Genomic DNA, 17138 nt, shown 5'->3' with positions numbered 1-17138 from the left:
TTCTGCCGCCGGCATCCTCGGGTGCCGGCGTTCGTCTTTTCATGGAGTGCTTCGAATGCAACAGATCGCCCTGGCCGTGATCGGCGGTACCGGTGTCTATAACCTGGCCAAGCTTGACGACGTGCAGACCCACGAGGTCGACACCCGCTTCGGCCGTCCGTCGGGCCCGGTGCGCGTTGGTACGCTGCTCGGCCATCGCGTGGCGTTCCTGGCGCGGCATGGCGAAGGCCATTCGCTGCCGCCGCACAAGATCAACTACCGCGCCAACCTGGCCGCGCTGCAGCAGCTGGGCGCGCAGCGCGTGCTGGCGTTGAACACGGTGGGAGGCATCACCGAACACTTTGGTCCGCGCGTGCTGGCCTGCCCGGACCAGATAATCGACTACACCTGGGGCCGCATCAGCACGATCTGTGAGGAAGAAGGCACCGACGTGGTCCACGTTGATTTCGGCCACCCGTACACACCAATGCTGCGCAGCAAGATCCTGGCGGCGGCCAAAGTGACCGGCGTCACGGTCCATGACGGTGGCTGCTACGGCGCAACACAGGGCCCGCGCCTGGAAACCATCGCTGAAATCGCCCGTATGCGCCGCGACGGCTGCGATCTGGTGGGCATGACCGGCATGCCGGAAGCCGCCCTGGCACGCGAGCTGGGGCTGGATTACGCCTGCCTGGCGATCATCGCCAACTGGGCTGCCGGCTGTGGTGATGGTGAGGAGATCACGATGGCCGAAGTGCTGGCCAACGTGCAGGCGGCCGGCAACGGACTTCCGGAACTGGTGGGCGAATTGGCACGGGGGTGATTGTCTTCCCCGAGCAAGCTTTGCATACTCAGCTTGTGCGCGGGTTCAGCGTACACCACCCATTCATTGCATAAGGTCTCGCATCACCATGCCGAACGGTACCGTCAAGTGGTTCAACGACGCCAAGGGATTTGGCTTCATCTCGCCGGAGGATGGCAGCGCCGACGTGTTCGCGCACTTCTCCGCCATCAACTCCAAGGGCTTCCGCAGCCTGCAGGAAGGCCAGCGTGTCACCTATGACGTGACCCAGGGCCCGAAGGGTGCCCAGGCTTCGAACATCACGCCGGCCGAGTGATCCACTCGACAGTGCGTTGAAAACCCCGCTTCGGCGGGGTTTTTTTTGCGCGGATTGCCCGCGACCCGCTCGCGATCCACCCGCCTCGGGCACAATGCGGCCATGACGGAACGACTGCGCATCGCCGTGATCGGCTACGGCACCGCTGGACAGGCAGTGTCCATCCTGCTCACCCGTGACGGCCACGAGGTGGAGATCTTCGAACGCGTGCCCACGCCGGGGCCGGTGGGTGCCGGTTTCCTGCTGCAGCCCAGCGGCCTGCAGGTACTGTGGCAGATGGGCCTGCTTGATTCCGTGCGCGCACATGCCGCGCCGGTGCACCGCCTGTATGGCGACACGCCGTGCGAGCGCGCGGTGATGGACATGCGCTACGAGGGACTGGATGCGCGCCTGCACGGCCTGGGCATGCAGCGCGGGGCCTTGTTCTCGCTGTTGGACGAGGCGCGCGCAGGCGAGGGCCAGCTGCATGCCGGTACCACCATTACCGAGGTGGATGCCGAACACGGCCGTCTGCGCGACAGCGACGGGCGCACGCATGGCCCGTTCGACCTGGTAGTGGTCGCCGATGGCGCCGCGTCGACGCTGCGCGGCACGATCGCCGGCGGTGCCGGGCTGGACCGCGTGTATCCGTGGGGGGCGCTGTGGTGCCTGCTGCCGGCCGAGGACTGGCCGCACGTGCAGGAGCTGCGGCAGCGTTACGTGGCCGCGCGCAAGATGATCGGACTGCTGCCGGTCGGCACGCGCCCCGGTGATGACACGCCGCGCCTGAGTTTCTTCTGGAGCCTGCCACGCGCTGACTTCGAACGCTGGCAGGCCGATGGCATGACGCCCTGGCTGGATGAACTGCATGCACTGTGGCCGCAGGCCAGTGCGCGCTTCGCCCATCTGCGTGATGCCGGCCAGTTGGCGCGCGCGGTCTACCGTGATGCGGTGATGACGCGCTGGTACCACGGCCGCATGGTGCTGGCCGGTGATGCCGCGCATGCGATGAGCCCGCAGCTGGGGCAGGGCGTGAACATGGCGCTGTTGGACGCGCTGGCGCTGCGCGATGCGGTGCGCACCTATGGCGGCAGCACGGTCGCGCTGCAGGCCTACCAGGCGCAACGCAGGGCACACGTTGCGGTGTACCAGCGCTGGAGTCGTTGGCTGACGCCGCTGTTCCAGTCCGACCGCGACGCCTGGGCGAAGGCGCGTGACGTGCTGCTGGGCCCGATGGGGCGCCTGCCCGGTGGCCGTGGCCACATGCTGCGCGTGCTCAGTGGCACCCAGCACGGCTGGTTCGGTGCACTTGCACTGGATCCGGCGTTCGTCGACGCACTGGCCACTGCAGCGGAAATGCCTCGTATCAACGCGATTTCGGCCAATGCGTGAAGCGCGTCGTCACCTGAATTAACGGTTGCCTCACCGCCGATATGCGAGAAGTAGGTTGCACGCGATTGCGCGTCGCCCGTTTTCCTTTCCGTGATCAACATCGCGCGTGGCCCGGGCGGCGCTGCCGTTGCGGCCTGTTGCGGCCCGGACGTGCCGCCTGTTGTTGAAGAGGAGGACGCCATGTTGTTCGCGGTCGAGGAGCTGGAATCGGAAATCTGCAAGCTGCGCGGATTGCTGCAGATGCTGCACGAGGACCAGCCCGACGTACTGGAGGACGTGTTCGAGTTCCATGTCGGCAGCCTGATCAGTCATGCATCAGCGGAGCACCACGCGCGCATCCGCACCTGCGCGCAGGAAATGCTGGCGGCGATCCAGGCGTTGCCGCGACGACGTGAGGGTGACACGCCTGATTTCCAGTTGATGCCGCAGCTGGGCATTCGTCCGGCCTGATTCAAGCCACCGGCAGTTGCACCAGGCCGTTTTCCACGCAGGCGACCCTTTGCTCGCCGCGGGCGGGCACGGGCACGATGCCGGCAGTGAACGCGGAGAAGGCCGGCAGCACCGTCATCCGCTCACGCAGCCAGAACGCGGGGAAGCGCCGTCGCAATGGCGGCAAGGCGACCTGCGGATGCAGATGCCCGGCGATCACATGCAGCTCTGCATCGGGCATCGGCTCATGGCGAAGCAGGAACGGCTGCAGCCGTACTTCATCGTGGATCTGTACCTGCAACTGAGCATGCGGCAGCTGGCGGTCGTGATTGCCACGCAGGACATGCACGTCCAGCGAAGCATTGCGTTCGCGCCATGCCAGCCATTGCTGGTACCACGCAGCGCGATGCGCCGGTCCATGCAGGATGTCACCCAGGATCCACAGCTCGCGACAGGCATGCCTGTCCAGCAGCCCCTGCAGGCGTTGCAGGTCTTCGCCGGTGCCGCCGCTGGGCAATGCGATGCCGGCGCGGCGGAATACATCGGCCTTGCCCAGGTGCAGGTCGGCGATCAACAGCGCCTGCCGCGCGGGCCAGTACAGCGCACGCGCGCCAAGCAGAATCAGCGATTCGCCGGCGCGCAGCAGCGGCAGTTCATCGGCCATGGCGGCGCTCCAGCTGCTGGGCCGCACGTTGCACGCGGGTGCGCCAGTCCTCGTTGCTGAACTGCCCGCGTTGGCGTTCAGCCCATAACGGGAAGCCCAGTGGCGTGAGTGATGTCGGGTGCTGCACGGAGAGGACCTGCATGCCGATCCTTGCCAGGACCTGCTGTAGTCCCGGCAGATCCAGGCTGTCGTGCAGCACTTCGCGTTCGGCCAATGCCAATAGCAGGTGACCGGGGTCATGCTCGCGCAGTACGTCGTAGAGCAGGCCTGCCGAGGCCTGCAGCTGGCGCAGCGATCGCGGCATACCGCCGGGCAGGCTGGGGACCAGCAGGCCCGCTACGCGTGCGATGCCACGGAACTGGCGGCGCGCCAGCTCGCCCAGGTTCACCGCGGCACGCAGATCGTCCAGCAGCTGATCGGGGGTGAACAATGCTCGCCATTGCGCCGCATCCAGTTCGATCGCCTGCGCCGGTGCCAGCACCAGGCCATGATCTTTCACCGCGTAGCCGATGCTGTTGCGCTGCCGGCGGGTACAGCGCAGTGCCAGCAAGGCGGCCAGCGCCTCGTGCACGTGACGGCCGGCAAAAGGGTAGACGAACAGGAACTGGCCGTCGCGGCGCCGCACCTCTTCCACCAGCAGATGCTCTGGGCCGGGAAGCGCCGACAACTGCTGCTGCAGTGCCAGCAAGGAGGACAACCAGCGTGATTCGGCACTGTCGTCGGCGCCGGACAGTACCCACTCCAGCTCGCGGCCGAGCGGCATCGACAGTGGCAACTGGCCTCCCTGCCAGCGCGGCACCACACCATCACCGCGCCCTCGTGCCAGCCGCACGAAGGCGGTCATGTCGCGCAGCTGCACCAGTTCCAGCAGGCGCCCGGCGAACTGGAAACGGTCGCCGCGACGCAGGCGGCTGGCGAACTGTTCCTCCACGGCACCCAGGCCACCACCGCGCAGGAACTGCACGCGCACGCTGCCATCGCTGCTGATGGTGCCGATCGACAGCCGATGGCGCAGTACCTGGCGGCGATCGTGCATCCGGTAGTAGCCGTCGGCATCACGCACGACCTTGTGGAAATCGGGGTACTGGGCCAGGGCCTGGCCACCCTGCACGATGAACGTCAGCACGGCCTGCCACTGGTCTTCGCCGAGCGACGCAAAGGCATGGGTACGCCGTACCTGCGCCAGCAGCGCATCGCTGTCGAAGCCACCGGCCAGCGCGCGGCTGACCGCATGCTGGGCCAGCACATCCAGCGACAGCGTCGGCGGCCTGCGCGCTTCGACCACGCCTTGGGCCAATGCACGGCGCACCGCGGCGTATTCGGCCAGCTCCAGCGCATGGCTGGGCACGCACAGGATGGAACCGCTGGCACCCGGGCGGTGACGCGCACGTCCCGCGCGTTGGCGCAGGCGGGCCACGCCCTTCGGGCTGCCCAGCTGCAGTACCTGCTCAACCTCGGGGAAGTCCACGCCGAGGTCGAGGCTGGAGGTGGCAACCACGCAGCGCAGCGCGCCCGCGCGCAGGCCATCCTCGACCTGCTGGCGCAGCGCTGGATCCAGCGAGCCGTGGTGCAGCGCAAGCGTGTCCGGGGCTTCCGGCCAGACCGCGGCCAGCGCCTGATGCCACAGTTCTGCCTGCGCACGGGTGTTGGTGAACAACAGGCTGCTGCGTGCCCGCATCAACGCGTCCAGCACCCGCGGCAGCTGCGCCAGGCCCAGATGCCCGGCCCACGGAAAACGTTCGCCGGGTTCCGGCAGCAGGCTGCGCACGCTGATCGCGCGCGGGCGCACGCCCTGCACGATCGGCGCGTCGGGCTGTCCGGGCAGCAGCACGTCGCGCGCCTCATCCAGGTTGCCCAGCGTGGCCGAAAGCCCCCACAGCTGCACTGCAGGCGCAGCTTCGCGCAACACCGCCAGGTTCAACTGCAGCAGCACACCGCGCTTGTTGCCCAGCAGCTCATGCCATTCGTCCACCACCACGCAGCGCAGCTGGCGCATGCGCGGCAACGTATCCGGATAGCTCAGCAGCAGCGCCAGTGATTCGGGCGTGGTTACCAGTACGTCGATGCGGCCTTCGCGGGCCTGGCGCCGCTCGCGGTTGCTGGCGTCACCGCTGCGCAGGCCGACACGCCATCCCAGTCCCAAGCCGTCGACGACCGCCTGGAGCGCGCGTGCGGTATCACTGGCCAACGCGCGCAAGGGCGTTACCCACAGCACCTGCAATGGGCGCACCGCACTGGCGCGGCGGGGCGAGGGCGGTGGATCGATCAGCGCCTGCAACAACGGCCCGCCGAACATCGCCAGCGTCTTGCCGCTGCCCGTGGGCGTATGCAGCAACCCGGATTCGCCGGCCAGGTAGTGGCGCCACATCGCGCGCTGGAAGGGCAGTGAGCGCCAGCCGCGTGCCGCGAACCAGTCTTCCAGCCGGCGCAGTGCCTGGCTGCGGGTCATCGTGCCAGCGCCTGCAGGCTGGCCAGCTGATCGGCCTCGCTGGCAGGCTTGTCGTGGCGCCAGCGCAGGATGCGCGGAAAGCGCACGGCGATCCCCGACTTGTGCCGGCTGCTGCGGTTGACCGCTTCGAAACCCAGCTCGAACACCTGTTCGGCGCGTACGCTGCGCACCGGCCCGAAACGCTCGCGGGTGTTGGCGCGGATCCAGCGGTCAAGCGCGAGGATCTCCTTGTCGTCCAAGCCCGAATACGCCTTGGCCACCGGCACCAGCGTGTCGCCGTCCCAGACGCCGAAGGTGTAGTCGGTGTACAGCGTGCTGCGCCGCCCATGGCCAGCCTGTGCGTACAGGAGCACCGCATCGATGGTGAGCGGATCGACCTTCCATTTCCACCAGTCACCGCGACGTCGCCCAGCCAGGTAGGGCGAGCCGCGTCGTTTCAGCATCAGCCCTTCCACGCCACGTTCGCGTGCCACATCGCGCATCGCCGCCGCCTGCGCCCAGTCGACGGCGGCAACGTCGGGCGACAGCTGGATCCGCACATCGTCCAATGCGCCGATGACCGCGGCAAGCCGCGTACGCCGTTCCTGCAACGGCAGCTCACGCAGATCCGCGCCATCGTGCTCCAGCAGGTCATAGGCGAGCACGCGTACCGGCGTGTTGCGCAGAGTCGCTGCTCCTGGCTTGCGACGCTGGATGCGGGTCTGCAGGGCGGTGAATGCGCGCGGCAGGTTGGCGGTCTCGTCCCAGGCCAGCAGCTCTCCGTCCAGCACGCAGCCCTCCGGCAACGCCATCGCGGCGTGCTCGATCTCGGGGAAGCGGCCATCCAGTCGTTCCTCGCCACGGGACCACAGCGCGACTTCGCCACGCCGGCGCAGCAGCTGCAGGCGTATGCCATCCCATTTCCATTCCAGCAGCCAGTCGTCGATCGCGCCGAGGCGTTCGGCAGGATCGACTTCCAGAGGGGAGGCGAGGAAGAAGGGGTAGGGCTGCTGGCGGTCGGACGGCAGCTCGTCCGGTGACAGCAGTTGAGCCAGCAGCCCGGGCGAGGGGACCCACTCGCCGAGCATGCGCTGGGCGATGCGTGCGATGTCCAGGCCGGACCATTCCGCCAGTGCCTGCTGTACCAGTCGCTGCGAAACGCCAACGCGCAGGGCGCCGGTCAGCAGCTTGTTGAACACCAGGCGTTCGCTGCTGCACAGCTGCCGCCACCCGGCGACAACCGCAGCGCGGCGTACTGCCTCGGGTTGGTTGGCCACGGCCAGCAGATGCTGTTCGATCCAATCAGCCAACGGGCGGTCGGCGGCTGGCTGCGATGGATCATCCAGCAGCAGGGTCAGCGTTTCGGCCAGGTCACCCACCTGCGCATAGCTGTCTTCCACCAACCAGGGGGGCAAGCCGGATTCTTCGGCAATCCAGCCGCGCAGTTCGCCGCTGGCGGCGATCTTCCGGCGTGCGCCGCCCACCTTGCCACCGCTGAGCAGGTACATCGCCCATGCCGCATCGTGCGCGCGCGCCTGGCGGAAGTAGTCGACCAGGGCTGCACGCTTGTCCAGCGTAGCCGTGCTGCGGTCCAGGCGCTGGTAGAGCGCAGCGAAGGCCTTCATTCCTCGCTCCCGAAATCGGTGCGGAAGGCTTCGGCAGCCACGCCGCGCTCGCGCAGGAACGGAATCAACGCATCGGTATTGCCATGGGTAGCGATCACCCGCTGCGCGCCCGTCTGTTCGATGGTCTGCAGCAGTGCTGGCCAATCGGCGTGATCGGAAATGACGAAACCGCGATCGACATTGCGGCGCCGCCGATTGCCGCGCAGCTGCATCCAGCCGGATGCGAAGCCCAGCTGGTGGCGGCCGAAGCGGCGCATCCAGGGCGTGCCCGCGGCCGAGGGTGGGGCGAGGATCAACTGGCCCGCCGCGTCCGGCTGGCGGCCCTGTTCGGCCACGGCGAGCGTCTCCAGCATCGGTACGCCGGCCTGCCGGTAGACCGCCACGCCATTGGCGATGGCGCCGTGCAGCCAGGCTGGTCGATCGTCCAGCGGCAGCAGCTCGGCCAGCACCCGCTGTGCCTTGCCCAATGCGTAGCACAGCAGGATCGCGGCTTCGCCACGTTGTTCGCATTCGCGGCGCCACGCCAGGATCTCTGCAGCCACCGCCGGCGTGTCCGGCCAGCGGTAGATCGGCAGTGCGAACGTAGCTTCAGTGATGAAGGTATCGCAGGGCACCACTTCGAACGGTGTGCAGGTCGGATCAGGCTGTCGCTTGTAGTCGCCGGAGGCTACCCATACCTGCTGCCCGTCGTCGATGCGTACCTGTGACGAACCGAGTACGTGGCCGGCCGGATGCAGCGATATCTGCACCTGCCCGAGGCGGAACGGCACACCCTCGGCATGCGCCTGCACCGGCACGTCACCCAGGCGCCAGCGCAGGATCGGCAGGCTGCCTTCGCTGCAGTGGTACTCCCTCATGCCCGGGCGGGCATGGTCGCCGTGGCCATGGGTGATGACCGCGCGCGCTACCGGTCGCCACGGGTCGATATGGAAATCGCCGGCGGCGCAGTACAGCCCCTCCGGGCGCAGCACCACCAGATCGTCGTTGCCTGCCATGGGGTCACTGTGGCCTGCGTCTCGTGCAGAGGGTGAGAACCGGCCTGAACACGGGCTTGGCAGGCGATGCGGCACAATCGGGCCGCAGACCTCTTGCCGCCAGGATGGACCGGATGAGTGGACCCAGCTTCAGCAGCAACGCACCGTATGAAACCCATGTGGTGTTGAACCAGCCGCCGCCGTTCGCAGGGCGACAGTTGTGGACCGACGACGTGGCGCTGATGGAGGCCGTACAGCGCGAAGGCGCCGCGAGCTTCGCGCCGCGACTGGGTGTCTATGGTGCACTCGCCGGTGATGAACTGTACCGGCTGGGCTTCGATGCCAACCGTGATCGTCCTCGGCTGCGCACGCATGATGCACAGGGCCATCGCATCGACACCGTGGAGTTCCATCCGGCCTATCACCAGTTGATGGACACGGCAAAATCGCACGGTGTCGCTGGATTGTCCTGGCATGAGCCGCAGCCCGGCGCGCACGTGGCACGTGCGGTGTTGAGCTACCTGCATCACCAGGCCGAGGCGGGCACCAGCTGCCCGTTGACCATGACCCATGCAGCGGTGGCGGTACTGCATTCGCAGCCGCATCTGGCCGAGTGGGCGCGCAAGGCCGCTGCGCCGGTCTATGACCCGCGCGACGTGCCGGTGGCGGACAAGGCCGGCATCACCCTGGGCATGGGCATGACCGAGAAGCAGGGCGGCTCGGATGTCCGTGCCAACAGTACGCGCGCCGAACCGATCGATGGCGAGCGTTACCGTCTGGTCGGCCACAAGTGGTTCTTTTCCGCACCGATGTGCGATGGCTTCCTGGTGCTGGCGCAGGCGCCGGGAGGCCTGACCTGCCTGCTGATGCCGCGCCGGCTGGCCGATGGTGACCGCAATGCGTTCCGGTTGATGCGGTTGAAGGACAAGCTCGGCGATTGGGCCAACGCTTCCAGTGAGGTCGAGTTCTGCGGCGCACAGGCATGGCGTGTGGGAGAAGAGGGGCGCGGCGTGGCCACCATCATCGGCATGGTGATGATGACCCGCCTGGACTGCATGCTGGGTGCAGCGGCGGAGATGCGCATGGCGCTGGCGCAGGCGCTGCACCACGCACGTCATCGACGTACCTTCGGCAAGCTGCTGGTCGAGCACCCGCTGATGACCAACGTGCTGGCTGATCTGGCGCTGGAGTCGGAAGCGGCCACGGTGTTAGCGATGCGGATCGCGCGCGCGGTGGATCGCGCCGGTGTGGATGCCAATGAAGCCGCGATGGCGCGGTTGGGGACGGCACTGGGCAAGTACTGGCTGTGCAAGCGCGCGCCCGCCTTCGTCAATGAAGCGCAGGAATGCCTGGGCGGTGCGGGCTACGTGGAGGAGTCGATGCTGCCGCGCCTGTACCGGCAGGCACCGTTGAATTCGATCTGGGAGGGCAGCGGCAACATCCAGTGCCTGGATGTGCTGCGTGCGCTGGCGCGCGAACCGGAGGCGATGGCGGCGCTGCGCGGTGAGCTGGCATCGGTGGCTGACCGTGATGGGCGCTATGCAGCGGCATTGCAGCGTTGGGCAGCGGCACCGCCACCGGAGGAAGCGCAGGCGCGGCTGTTCTGCGAGCGCACTGCGCTGCTGCTGCAGGCGGCGCTGCTGCTGCGTGCGCGCAGCCCGATGGCGGAGGCATTCGTGCGTAGCCGGCTGGAAGGGGAGCACGGGCTGGCGTTCGGGACGCTGCCGGCGGGGGTGGAGCTGACGGCGATGCTGGCGCGCGCGCTGCCGTAGGAGGCGGCCAACGGCGGAGCCCCTCGTGGTGGGCGCTGATACTGATGGGTGGGCCGCGCGGGTAGGTCGCGCAGGGGGCGCTGCAAGTACGTCCATGTAAGCTCGGGCGCGCCATCCATGGCGCTTACGCCCCTGCGCAACCTACCCGCGCGTCCGTGGACACTTTCCGTACGCGTCCAGCACGGAATCAACAGAAAGAGCAGAGAGCGAAAAGCAGAAAAGCCGCGGCAGTGCCGCGGCTTTTCCTGTGCAGCCGAGCCGATGCTCGGCTGGTCGGTAGCGCCGGGCCATGCCCGGCGAACGAACCGTTAGTGCTTGGCTTCTTCCTTGGCGGCGTTGGCCTTGGCGTCATTGGCGACATCGCGGGCCTTGTCGGCGACCTTCTGTGCGGCGTTCGCAGTGGCGTCGCTGGCGTGTGCGGCGGCATCGGTTGCGGCGTCCTTGGCCTTGTCGGCGGCGTTGGCGGTGGCGTCTGCAGCCTTGTCCAGCGCCTGCTGGGTATCGGCGGCGGCCTGCTCGGACGCGGCAGCGGTCTTGTCGGCGGCGTCGCGGGTGGCTTCGGCGGCCTTGTCCACGGCGTCACGGGCGGCAGCGCCTGCGCTGTCGGCAGCCTGCTGTGCGTCCTGCTTGGCCTGTTCGGCTTCGGGGCCCTTGCAGGCGGCCAGGGCCAGCAGCAGGGAGGCGGCCAGCAGGGTGGTGGTGATCGGACGAATCTTCATGGCGGTCTCCGGTACTGCAATGGATGGGGACGCCAGCCTATTCATGCCGTTGTGAAGACGGGGTCGCGATGCAGCGGCTCAGTCGCGCATTCGAAAAAGAAAAAGCCGCTGGCGAACCAGCGGCTTTTCCAGAACAGCGTGAAGAAAGAAGTTATTACTTCTTGGCTTCTTCAGCAGCGTCCTTGGCCTTCTCAGCGGTGCCTTCAGCAGCCTTGGCAGCGTCAGCAGCGGCGCCGGCAGCGGCGTCGGTGGCAGCAGCGCCAGCCTGGGCAGCAGCGTCAACCGAAGCGTCAGCAGCGGTGGCGGCGGTGTCAGCGGCCTGCTGGGCAGCGTCGGCGGTCTGGGCGCCAGCAGCGGCGGCCTGGTCGGCAGCAGCCTGGGCTTCGGTGGCGGCTTCGTTGGCCGAAGCAGCGGCGTCCTGGGCAGCTTCCTGCTTCGAGCAGGCGGCCAGGGCCAGAGCCAGGGACATCGCGACCAGCAGCTTGTTGATGCTCATTGTGTAAATCCTCGTCGTTAGAATTAGGCAACGCGCATGCTGCGCGCCGACAACATGATGACAAGCCAAGATTGGGTGTCAAGCGATCCCGCATTCATTTTTGCGAAATCATCGTTAAATCTTTTTAAATCAATTCGATGGCGATTGCCGTTGCTTCGCCACCGCCGATGCACAGGGTGGCAATGCCGCGCTTGCCACCGCGCGTGCGCAGGGCGTTGACCAAGGTCACCACCAGGCGTGCACCGGAGGCACCGATCGGATGGCCCAGTGCGCAGGCGCCGCCATTCACGTTGAGCTTGTCGTGCGGAATGCCCAGTTCGCGCATCGGCGCCATCGCCACCACGGCGAAGGCTTCATTGATCTCGAACAGATCGACCTGGTCCAGCGACCAGCCGGTCTTGTCCAGCAGTTTGTGCAGCGCGCCGATCGGGGCGGTGGTGAACCACTCCGGTTCCTGCGAATGGGTCGCGTGGCCGACGATGCGGGCCAGCGGGGTGATGCCGCGAGCGGCTGCATCTTCCTCGGTCAGCAGGACCACTGCAGCAGCGCCGTCGGAGATGCTGGAGGAACTGGCGGCAGTGACGCTGCCGTCCTTCTTGAAGGCCGGGCGCAGGGTCGGGATCTTGGCGATGTCCGAGCGGCCCGGCTGCTCGTCGGTGGTGACCTCGACTTCGCCCTTGCGGGTAGCGACCTTCACCGCGACGATTTCATCGGCGAACGCACCGTTGGCCTGCGCCGCCTGCGCGCGCTTGACCGATTCGATGGCGTAGGCGTCCTGCTCTTCGCGGCTGAACTGGTATTTGTCCACGGCGCATTCGGCGAATTCACCCATCGCCTTGCCGTCATAAGCGTTGACCAGGCCATCGTGGGCCATGTGATCGACCGCCTGGAAGTTGCCGAAGCGGTTGCCGGTGCGCGAGTTCGGCAGCATGTGCGGCGCGTTGGACATCGATTCCATGCCGCCGGCGACAACGATGCTGGCCGAACCGGCCTTGATCAGGTCATGACCGAGCATGATGGTCTTCATGCCCGAGCCGCACACCTTGTTCAGCGTGGTGGCACCGGTCGACAGCGGGATGCCGGCAGCGATCGCCGCCTGGCGGGCGGGCGCCTGGCCGAGGTTGGCCGGCAGCACGCAGCCCATGAGGACTTCGGAAACGTCGCTGGCCGGGATGCCCGACTGTTCCAGGGCGGCAGCGATGGCGGCCGCGCCGAGGGTCGGGGTCGGCACGCCGTTGAACTGGCCGAGGAAGGAGCCGATGGCGGTGCGCTTGGCGGCGGCGATGACGATGTTGGACATGGCAATCTCGTTGATGCGTAAGCAATGTTCGGAAAGGAGACCGGGGGCCGTTGGATGTGCCCCGGTTTCCCGGCAGACTGCGTGGGGGTCGACCCAAGTATAGAGGGTCGGGGAGGGCCGCCGCTGGGCGCGGCCGCACGCCTGCCGGGATTAAGGCAGGACAACGTTCATGGGAAGGAATCGATGGAACGCACGATGATGGTGAGGTCTGCCCTGGGAACCGCGCTGGCGGTAGCGCTGACGGCCTGTGGTGGAGGTGGCGGGGGCGGCAACGTGCGCATCGATACCCCGCCACCACCGCCGCCACCGACTACCCCGCCACCGACGACGCCGCCCCCGGTCAAACCGCAGGAGCCGGCCTTCGACGCGCATCTGTCAGTCACCAATGCGCGCGCCGCACAGGCTGCCGGCCTGACCGGCCAGAACGTGCGCATCGGCATCGTCGACTCCGGCGTGCAGCGCAATGCGGTGGCGTTGAATGGCCGGGTGCTGGCCAACCTCAACTACATCGATCCGGCCAGGAACAATCTGGGTGTCGATGATGTGGTCGGCCACGGCACCGCCGTGGCCAGCCTCGCCGCCGGCGCGGCAACGGGCTCCTGGCCGGGTGGCATCGCGCCAAAGGCGCAGATCGTGTCGGCACGGATCATTGCCGACAAGCCGCCCGTCGATGACGGCAGCGGCAAGGGCAATTCCTTCAGCGGCCCGCTGGGCGTGGCGCAGGTCCACCAGGACCTGATCAGCTACAACGTGAAGGTGATGAACAATTCGTGGGGCGGCCTTTACTGGACCGACCTGCCGACCACCGCGCAGGTGGCCGCCGAATATCGCCCCTTCGTGATCAACCATGGCGGGCTGGTGGTGTTCGCCGCGGGCAATGATGGCCGCAGCGAGCCGAGCAGCCTGGCCGCACTGCCCAGCCAGCAGGGCGTGGCCGGCACGCTGCCGGCTGCCGACCTGGAGCGCGGCTGGCTGGTGGCCACCGCCGTGGATCCGTATGCGCCCGGTACGCTGGCCAGCTATGCCAATGCCTGTGGCCAGGCGGCCCGCTACTGCCTGGCGGCGCCCGGCAGCGCGGTCTACCCCGATGCCAACGGTGGCAGCTACTACTGGAACTACGGCACGTCATTCGCGGCGCCCTTGATTTCCGGTGCGGCGGCGCTGGTCTGGGAGCGCTTCCCGTACTTCAGCAACGATCTGGTGCGGCAGACCCTGCTGGGTACCGCCAAGGACATCGGTGCGCCGGGCGTGGATCCGGTGTTCGGCTACGGCCTGCTCGACATCGGTCGTGCGATCAACGGTCCGGGTCGTTTCGACTGGGGTGATGTGGTCGCCAACGTGGATCTGGCCTCGACCGGCTCGGCGTGGCGCAACGATATCGTCGGCAGCGGCGGGCTGGTCAAGCAGGGCGGGGGCACCCTGGTGCTGGCCGGCAACAACAGCTACACCGGTGCCACCCGCATCGAACGCGGCATCCTGTCGCTGCAGAACGGTGGCGTGATCCGTTCCAACGTGACCATCCTCGGCCAGTCCGATCCGGATTCGACCGGCCTGCAGTTCAATGGCGGCACGCCCCGCGTGATCGGCAATGTGGTCAACGGCAGCAGCGTATTCCTCACCACCGGCAACACCACCGGCACCATCGAGGGCAACTACACCCAGCAGGCCGGCGCACAGTTGATGATCGCACTGGGCGCCAATGCGCTGCAGGTCACCGGCAATGCCACGATCGACGGTGGCGTGCGCGTGCATGGCTTCGTTTCCGGCTACGTGCCACAGAACGGCAGCCGGCAGGACCTGATCCATGCGGCAGGCGGACTCAGCGGCACCTTCAGTACGCCGGCTACCTCCAGTGGCCTGCAGGGGCTGTCATTGCTGCAGAGCAGCTACGGCTATGACAGCAACAACGCGTGGTTGAACCTGACCCAGGTCAGCGTCACCGCAGCGGCCAGCGGGCTGGGGGCGTCCGCCCAGGCGGCAGCACAGCGCCTGGAAGGTGCATTCGCAGCGCTGGACAAAAACACAGGCCTGCAGGGATCGGCCTTTGGTGCAGCGGCCGGTGCCCTGCAGTGGACCGGCGGTGGCCCGCAGGGCCTGGCCGCCAGCCTGCAGAGCCTGTCCGGTCAAGCGCATGCGCGAGCCGAAGCAGCGACCTTCGACAGTATCGACATGTCGCGGCGTGCGATCGCCGAGCGTTTTGATCGTGTACAGGCCGCACCGCGCCTGCGCGGGAGCTGGCAGAGCGCGCTGGGTGAGGCGGGGCAGGGCAGCTTCGCCGGCAACGCTGCCGACAGCCGGGGCTGGATGGCCGGCCAGGATCTGCCACTGGGCAGCAACGGCCTGATGGGCGTGGCGATTGGCGAGACCCGCAGCACTGGTGGCAGCAGTTTCGGCGGTGATCGTGGGCGTGATCGCCAGGCGCAGGCACAGTTGTATGCCGGCTGGAATCTGGGGCGTGGCTACGCGCTGGCCCAGGTGGGGAGCGGACAGTTCACCCGCGCGCTGGATCGTCAGCTGCTGCTCGGTGCGGGTGCCTATGGCGTCTCCGCGCGGTACGGCGGCCGTTTCAGCAGTGCCAGCGTGGAGGGCGGGTACCGGCTGGGGCGTGCGGGCGCATCGATGACGCCCTACGTCGGTGCCAGCACCACGCGTGTGGAGACCGACGCCTTCAATGAACTCGGCGGTTTTGGTTTCGGCCTGCGGGGCGATGCCAACCGCGTGCAGCGCAGCCAGATGCTGGCCGGTATCCGCGGCGAGCGCGGCTGGGGGCGTTGGACGCTGCGTGGGCATGCCGAATGGCAGCAACGGCTTGATGGTGCGGATGCGGACTGGCAGGCCAGCTTCGTCGGCGTCGACGCCTGGGCGCCGTTGGCGGGCTGGAACGCGCCGCGCGGCAGTGCGCTGATCGGCGTGGCGCTGGAATCGTGGTGGGGCCGCAATGGCCGCCTGAGCCTGGGCTTCGACCAGCGCGTTGGTGGCGAAGGTGCGCGGCAGGCCGCCTTGCACTACAGCACCGGCTTCTGAAGGACGGCTCGCGCCGGGTCATGCCCGGCGCGACATCGGCGGGTTCAACCGCCGCGCAGGTTGCCCAGGCGCGGGGTGCTGCGGCCCAGCGGCATCTTCAGCTTGCCGATCGACAGGATGCGGCTTTCGGCGATGCGGTCGGCGGCACGCTGCGGCGCGATGTTCTCGCGCTGCGACAGTTCGAAGATGCGGGTGAGGTTGTGGTAGATGCTGCGGATCAGGCGCATTGCGCGTTCGCGGTTGTAACCGTCGATCTCCAGCGACACGTTCATCACGCCACCGGCGTTGACTGCATAGTCCGGCGCATACAGGATGCCGCGCGCATGCAGCTCGTCGCCGATTTCCAGGCTCGACAGCTGGTTGTTGGCGGTGCCGCAGATGATCTTCGCCTTGATCCGCGGCAGCGTGTCGGCGTTGATCGCACCTTCCAGCGCGCACGGTGCGAACACGTCGGCGTTCACCTCGTGGATCTCATCCGGCTTGACTGCTTCGGCGCCGAAATCGCTGACCGCGCGATCAACCAGCGCGCTGTCCAGGTCGGTGACGTACAGCTTGGCACCGCGGTCGCGCAGCAGCTTCACCAGTTCCATGCCGATGTGGCCCAGGCCCTGCACGGCGATGCTGGTCTTGCCCACTTCCTCATGGCCGAACTTGAAGCGCATCGACGCCATCAGTGCCTGCAGCGCACCGTAGGCGGTGAACGGGGCGGGATCGCCGGAGCCACCATGGACCTGGTGCACGCCTGTCACGAACTGGCTTTCCAGGTAGATGTTCTCCATGTCGTTGACGTCGGTTCCGACGTCCTCGGCGGTGATGTAGCGCCCGCCCAGGGAATCGACATAGCGGCCGAAGGCACGGAACAGCACCTCGGTCTTGTCCACTTTGGGGTCGCCGATGATCACCGCCTTGCCGCCACCCACGTTGAGGCCGGCCAGTGCATTCTTGTAGGTCATCGTCCGGCTCAGCCGCAGCGCATCGGCCAGCGCCTCTTCGGTGCTGGCATAGGGGCGCATGCGCACGCCGCCCAGGGCCGGGCCGAGGGTGGTGTTGTGGATGGCGATGATCGCCTTCAGGCCGGCGTCGTGGTTGTGGCAGAACACCACCTGTTCGTGGCCGGTGGTGGCGAGGGTTTCGAATAGCATGGCGTCTCCGATGGCGCGATCAGCGGCGAACTGCAGCGAACGGCCAGTGAACGGTAGGGTCCCAAAACAAAAAAAGCGACGTCGTCGGTGCAGGGGG

General features: G+C 67.5%; 14 protein-coding genes. 6 read left to right on the top strand and 8 right to left on the bottom strand.

Features of this window, described 5'->3' with window-relative positions; genetic code table 11:
- The first annotated feature begins 55 nt into the window (after nt 1-55).
- From ACZK13_RS15510 to ACZK13_RS15495, 4 genes are all read left to right on the top strand, one after another.
- A complete protein-coding gene (locus ACZK13_RS15510; RefSeq protein ID WP_010482830.1) occupies nt 56-802 on the top strand; it encodes an S-methyl-5'-thioinosine phosphorylase in 747 nt (248 codons plus the stop codon).
- A gap of 88 nt (nt 803-890) precedes the next feature.
- Nucleotides 891-1097, top strand: a complete 207-nt coding sequence (locus tag ACZK13_RS15505) for a cold-shock protein (protein ID WP_005410590.1) — start codon at nt 891-893, stop codon at nt 1095-1097.
- A gap of 102 nt (nt 1098-1199) precedes the next feature.
- Complete coding sequence (locus ACZK13_RS15500) at nt 1200-2468, top strand: FAD-dependent oxidoreductase (RefSeq protein ID WP_125895833.1); 1269 nt, start codon at nt 1200-1202, stop codon at nt 2466-2468.
- A 180-nt stretch (nt 2469-2648) separates the two neighbouring features.
- Entirely contained in the window at nt 2649-2918 is a 270-nt protein-coding gene (locus tag ACZK13_RS15495) for a hypothetical protein (protein ID WP_032129345.1), read from the top strand.
- Nucleotide 2919: 1 nt separating this feature from the next.
- Here ACZK13_RS15495 and pdeM read toward each other — a convergent pair whose 3' ends face one another.
- The 4 genes from pdeM to ACZK13_RS15475 are packed head-to-tail and all read right to left on the bottom strand — an operon-like array spanning nt 2920 to nt 8609.
- Nucleotides 2920-3561 carry a ligase-associated DNA damage response endonuclease PdeM gene (pdeM, locus tag ACZK13_RS15490; protein WP_032129346.1) on the bottom strand — a complete coding sequence of 214 codons (642 nt, stop codon included), beginning with the start codon at nt 3559-3561 and terminating at the stop codon, nt 2920-2922.
- Nucleotides 3551-6010 carry a ligase-associated DNA damage response DEXH box helicase gene (locus ACZK13_RS15485; RefSeq protein ID WP_253145018.1) on the bottom strand — a complete coding sequence of 820 codons (2460 nt, stop codon included), beginning with the start codon at nt 6008-6010 and terminating at the stop codon, nt 3551-3553. Before ACZK13_RS15485 ends, pdeM begins: the two co-directional genes overlap by 11 nt.
- On the bottom strand, nt 6007-7614 hold the full coding sequence (locus ACZK13_RS15480; protein WP_253145020.1) for an ATP-dependent DNA ligase: 1608 nt from the start codon (nt 7612-7614) through the stop codon (nt 6007-6009). Before ACZK13_RS15480 ends, ACZK13_RS15485 begins: the two co-directional genes overlap by 4 nt.
- Nucleotides 7611-8609, bottom strand: coding sequence for a ligase-associated DNA damage response exonuclease (locus ACZK13_RS15475; protein WP_253145021.1), 999 nt, complete (start codon nt 8607-8609; stop codon nt 7611-7613). Before ACZK13_RS15475 ends, ACZK13_RS15480 begins: the two co-directional genes overlap by 4 nt.
- A gap of 113 nt (nt 8610-8722) precedes the next feature.
- Here ACZK13_RS15475 and ACZK13_RS15470 point away from each other — a divergent pair, with 113 nt between their 5' ends.
- A complete protein-coding gene (locus tag ACZK13_RS15470) occupies nt 8723-10360 on the top strand; it encodes an acyl-CoA dehydrogenase family protein (RefSeq protein WP_049398306.1) in 1638 nt (545 codons plus the stop codon).
- Nucleotides 10361-10668: 308 nt separating this feature from the next.
- Here the strand turns inward: ACZK13_RS15470 and ACZK13_RS15465 are convergent, their stop codons facing one another.
- From ACZK13_RS15465 to ACZK13_RS15455, 3 genes are all read right to left on the bottom strand, one after another.
- On the bottom strand, nt 10669-11079 hold the full coding sequence (locus ACZK13_RS15465; protein WP_014647982.1) for a hypothetical protein: 411 nt from the start codon (nt 11077-11079) through the stop codon (nt 10669-10671).
- 154 nt (nt 11080-11233) lie between these two features.
- On the bottom strand, nt 11234-11575 hold the full coding sequence (locus tag ACZK13_RS15460) for a hypothetical protein (RefSeq protein WP_004153024.1): 342 nt from the start codon (nt 11573-11575) through the stop codon (nt 11234-11236).
- Nucleotides 11576-11699: 124 nt separating this feature from the next.
- Nucleotides 11700-12875, bottom strand: coding sequence for a thiolase family protein (locus tag ACZK13_RS15455; protein ID WP_010482849.1), 1176 nt, complete (start codon nt 12873-12875; stop codon nt 11700-11702).
- Between the two features lie 183 nt (nt 12876-13058).
- Here ACZK13_RS15455 and ACZK13_RS15450 point away from each other — a divergent pair, with 183 nt between their 5' ends.
- On the top strand, nt 13059-15899 hold the full coding sequence (locus ACZK13_RS15450) for a S8 family serine peptidase (RefSeq protein WP_253145023.1): 2841 nt from the start codon (nt 13059-13061) through the stop codon (nt 15897-15899).
- A gap of 44 nt (nt 15900-15943) precedes the next feature.
- Here ACZK13_RS15450 and ACZK13_RS15445 read toward each other — a convergent pair whose 3' ends face one another.
- A complete protein-coding gene (locus ACZK13_RS15445) occupies nt 15944-17041 on the bottom strand; it encodes a Glu/Leu/Phe/Val dehydrogenase dimerization domain-containing protein (RefSeq protein ID WP_125895918.1) in 1098 nt (365 codons plus the stop codon).
- Nucleotides 17042-17138 lie beyond the last annotated feature (97 nt).

Source organism: Stenotrophomonas sp. 99219_Sma, from assembly GCF_056480785.1.
Note: the sequence above shows the minus strand (reverse complement) of the source record. Positions and strands in the feature narration are given on the sequence as shown.

Excerpts from the sequence above, each read along its gene's own strand:
- ACZK13_RS15510 (WP_010482830.1), top strand. The coding sequence starts at position 56 with ATGCAACAGATCGCCCTGGCCGTGATCGGCGGTACCGGTGTCTATAAC.
- ACZK13_RS15505 (WP_005410590.1), top strand. The coding sequence starts at position 891 with ATGCCGAACGGTACCGTCAAGTGGTTCAACGACGCCAAGGGATTTGGC.
- ACZK13_RS15500 (WP_125895833.1), top strand. The coding sequence starts at position 1,200 with ATGACGGAACGACTGCGCATCGCCGTGATCGGCTACGGCACCGCTGGA.
- ACZK13_RS15495 (WP_032129345.1), top strand. The coding sequence starts at position 2,649 with ATGTTGTTCGCGGTCGAGGAGCTGGAATCGGAAATCTGCAAGCTGCGC.
- pdeM (WP_032129346.1), bottom strand. The coding sequence starts at position 3,561 with ATGGCCGATGAACTGCCGCTGCTGCGCGCCGGCGAATCGCTGATTCTG.
- ACZK13_RS15485 (WP_253145018.1), bottom strand. The coding sequence starts at position 6,010 with ATGACCCGCAGCCAGGCACTGCGCCGGCTGGAAGACTGGTTCGCGGCA.
- ACZK13_RS15480 (WP_253145020.1), bottom strand. The coding sequence starts at position 7,614 with ATGAAGGCCTTCGCTGCGCTCTACCAGCGCCTGGACCGCAGCACGGCT.
- ACZK13_RS15475 (WP_253145021.1), bottom strand. The coding sequence starts at position 8,609 with ATGGCAGGCAACGACGATCTGGTGGTGCTGCGCCCGGAGGGGCTGTAC.
- ACZK13_RS15470 (WP_049398306.1), top strand. The coding sequence starts at position 8,723 with ATGAGTGGACCCAGCTTCAGCAGCAACGCACCGTATGAAACCCATGTG.
- ACZK13_RS15465 (WP_014647982.1), bottom strand. The coding sequence starts at position 11,079 with ATGAAGATTCGTCCGATCACCACCACCCTGCTGGCCGCCTCCCTGCTG.
- ACZK13_RS15460 (WP_004153024.1), bottom strand. The coding sequence starts at position 11,575 with ATGAGCATCAACAAGCTGCTGGTCGCGATGTCCCTGGCTCTGGCCCTG.
- ACZK13_RS15455 (WP_010482849.1), bottom strand. The coding sequence starts at position 12,875 with ATGTCCAACATCGTCATCGCCGCCGCCAAGCGCACCGCCATCGGCTCC.
- ACZK13_RS15450 (WP_253145023.1), top strand. The coding sequence starts at position 13,059 with ATGGAACGCACGATGATGGTGAGGTCTGCCCTGGGAACCGCGCTGGCG.
- ACZK13_RS15445 (WP_125895918.1), bottom strand. The coding sequence starts at position 17,041 with ATGCTATTCGAAACCCTCGCCACCACCGGCCACGAACAGGTGGTGTTC.